Consider the following 3,104-nt stretch of genomic DNA (forward strand, 5'->3'; position numbering starts at 1 on the left):
AGGCCCTCGGATTCCTTGAACTCGGAGATCGACATGGCATACACCCCGGCGGCGTAGAAGTCCAAGACAGATCCGCGGGCCTGCGGGTTCTGGATCATGTCGGGGACGCCGTTGGCGTCGCTGTCGCTGCTGGTGGCCTTCAGGTACACGCCGATGCCGACGTCGTGGCCGTGGATGTTGCTGATGGCGGCCTGGATGGCGGCGGCCGCCGAGATCGGCCCGCCGGTCGGCAGGCTGATGGTGACGGTCTTGTCGCGGGCGTTCTGCCGGATGGAGAACCCGAGGGCCTGGAGCTGCGCCTGGGCCTCGGCCGTCGGCGCCTTCATCGTCAGCGTCTTGCCGTGCATGCCCGCTACCTTCGCCTCGATCGAGGACAGTTCCTTGCGGGCGGCGGCACTCGGCGCCTTGATCGGCAGCGTCTTGCCATTGGTGGTCGCCAGCTTGGTGATCAGGAGGTCGAGCTCATGGCGGGCGGCCAAGGTTGGGGCCGTGATCTTGATCTCTCGCGTGCTGAGCGTCTCCATCTTGTAGCCAAGATCGAGAAGCTCCTTCTTCGCGTCCTCCCCGAGCGCTTCGACCGTGACCGTCGTCTTCTTGGGGAACCGCTGGAACTCCGCCTGCACGCCCAACAGCTCAGCGAGCGCGGTGTCGAGGCCCTTGGTGGTGAGGAGGATCGACACCTGCCCGGGGATGAGGCCCATGGCGTCGGCGACACCGGCCGCTTCGTCCTTGGTCAGGCCGTAGCCACCGGCCAGCTTGATCGCGGAGTCGCGGGCGTCCTGCATCTCCTTGCGAGCGGCGGCCACCGCCTCGGGGACGTCCTTGCCCTGGGACTTGGCGAAGTCGAACGCCGCGAGCGCGGCCTGTGAGCTCGATTCGGCGATGGAGTCGAGGGTGCTGAAGAGGGCTTGGCCGTTCTTGGTGGTGGTGTCGATCGCCCCGTTGGTCTTCAACAGTTGCTGGTGCCAGCCGTCCGCGTGGTTGACGCCGGCTGCCATCGCCTCGTTGGCATTGGTGATCGCCTCGTGGACGCGGGCCTGGGCCGCCTGGAGGCTGATGGATCCGCCCGAGAGCAGGTCCAGGGCGTTGCGCAGGGCGCGGGTGCGGGTGTCGGCGTCGCCGGTGGTGTCCGCGAGCGCCTTCACCGACGTCTTGAGCTTGTCGTACGCGGTGGTGGCCTTGCCCGTGTTGCCGACTCCGTCCTTGAACGCCTTCGCGTCGGCCGCGGCCTTCGCGTAGTCGTCGCCCAGGCCCCCCAGTGCCTTGCTCAGGTCGGCGGCGGCCTGGCCCTCCTTGTCGAGGCCCTTGCCCGTCAGGCCCGACTCGGGGTCGACGATCTCCTTGACGTGGGCCTTGGCGACCGCGTCGAGCTGGGTCTTGAGCTTCTCCAGGGAGGTGCCCTGCTGGGTGTAGGCGTCGACCAGGTCGCCCATCGGGACCTTGGCGTCCTTGGCGACGTCGATCAGGCGTCGCTGTCCGTCGAGGGTGGTCTTGACCTTCTTCGCCATCAGGTTCTCGGTGGCGATGGCGCGCACGTTCTCATCGACCGCGCCGTTGGACTCGCGCAGGGCCTGGGAGAGGTTGGAGATCTGCTGGCGGTGCTCGGCGGCTGCGGCTGCGGCCTTCTGCTGGTGGCTGGCGAGGAGCCCGAGCCCGAGGGTCGCGCCGGTGATGGCCAGTCCCCACGGACCGCCGAAGGCGCCGACGATGCCGGTGGCCGCCGACCGCAGCCCGGAGCCGGCCGCTGCGGCCACGCCGCGTAGCGTGCCGGTGAAGCGGGTGCCGCTGGCTGAGGCGGTGCGGAACGCGGCGCCCATGGCGCCGATGGCGGGGACCCGGGTCTGGAGGACGGCCATCGCGGCGCCGTACCGGGTCAGGGAGATTCCGGCGGTGGCCGCCAGCGTCCGCTGTACGGCCATCTGCTGGCCGAGGGAGCGGTAGGCGCCGGTGACCCGGCCGCCGACGGTGGAGGCGAGGCTGTTCATCGGGCCCTGGAGACGGCGCACCAGGAGAGCGGCGAGGATGAACTGCTGGATGGGGCCCGGCAGGGAAGCGAAGCCGTGCGCCAGGCTGCCGACGGCCTGCCCGACCGGGACGAGGACCCCGGACACGTAGCCCAGGGCCCGCGCGACCGCGTCCAGCACCATGACGACCAGGTCCAGGGACGTGACGACGGTGTCGCCGCCGGAGGCCATCTCCGCGAAGCCGTGCACGATGGGATCGACTCCGTGCACGATGTTGACGAGGATCCGGGCGGCCTGGTCCCCGAGCGACAGCAGCAGATGCAGGAAGTCGGCCAGGGCCTTGTTGCCGATGTCCTTGAACGGGCCGACCATCTTTGAGACCGCGTTGCCGATCCCGCCCGCCTCACGGCGCATCGCCGCTTCGATGTCCGGGCCGAGCAGCGTGGCCGCGTCGTTGAGGTACTGGAAAAAGTGCTCGATATGGGGCGTGGCCTTGTTCAAGCCCGTCGTCATTCCGCGGGTCAGCCACTCCAGGCCCGGGGCCATGCCCTGGTAGATCGCCAGTCCGGTCTGGCGGGCCTGCGTCTTGAGCTGGACCATGGCGCCTGCAAGGCCCTTGCCCTGCGCTTCGGCGAGTTCGGTGACCGCGCCGGTCTTGCGGATGGTGGAGAACAGGGCGTCGTAGGACTGCACACCCTGGTGCGCAAGGGCCATAGCGCCGCTCAGGGCTGGCTTCCCGAAGGCCTTCGCGGCTGCCGCGGTGAAATCTTGCTGGGACATGCGGTGTTGGGCCTTCTCCAGCCCCTCCACCACATACCGCAGGCCCTTGAAGTTGCCCTGGGCGTCGTATGCCTCGATGCCCAAGTCATGCAGCCCTACCGACATTTGATGGGTCGGTTTGGCCATGTTCGTGAACATGCCGCGCAACGACGTGCCCGCGGTCTGGCCGATGATGCCGGCCTTGTGGAGCATGCCGACGCCTGCGGCGGCTTCCTGCATGGACATGCCGATGCCGTGGGCGACAGGCCCGGCATATTTCATGGCGTAATAAATGTCTGTAATACCACCACTTGCGGCGTTTGCAGTGGCTGCGAGAGTGTCGGCCGCCACCGACGCCTGGTCGGCACCGAGACCGAATTG

General features: G+C 68.5%; 1 protein-coding gene. It reads right to left on the reverse strand.

What is annotated here, in order from left to right; translation table 11 throughout:
• A partial coding sequence (locus ABZ404_RS39050) for a phage tail tape measure protein (RefSeq protein WP_358991709.1) occupies nt 1–3,074 on the reverse strand: 3,074 nt, incomplete at its 3' end.
• Between the last annotated feature and the right edge of the window lie 30 nt (nt 3,075–3,104).

The sequence above is a fragment of the Streptomyces sp. NPDC005878 genome, from assembly GCF_040629815.1.
GTDB lineage: Bacteria > Actinomycetota > Actinomycetes > Streptomycetales > Streptomycetaceae > Streptomyces.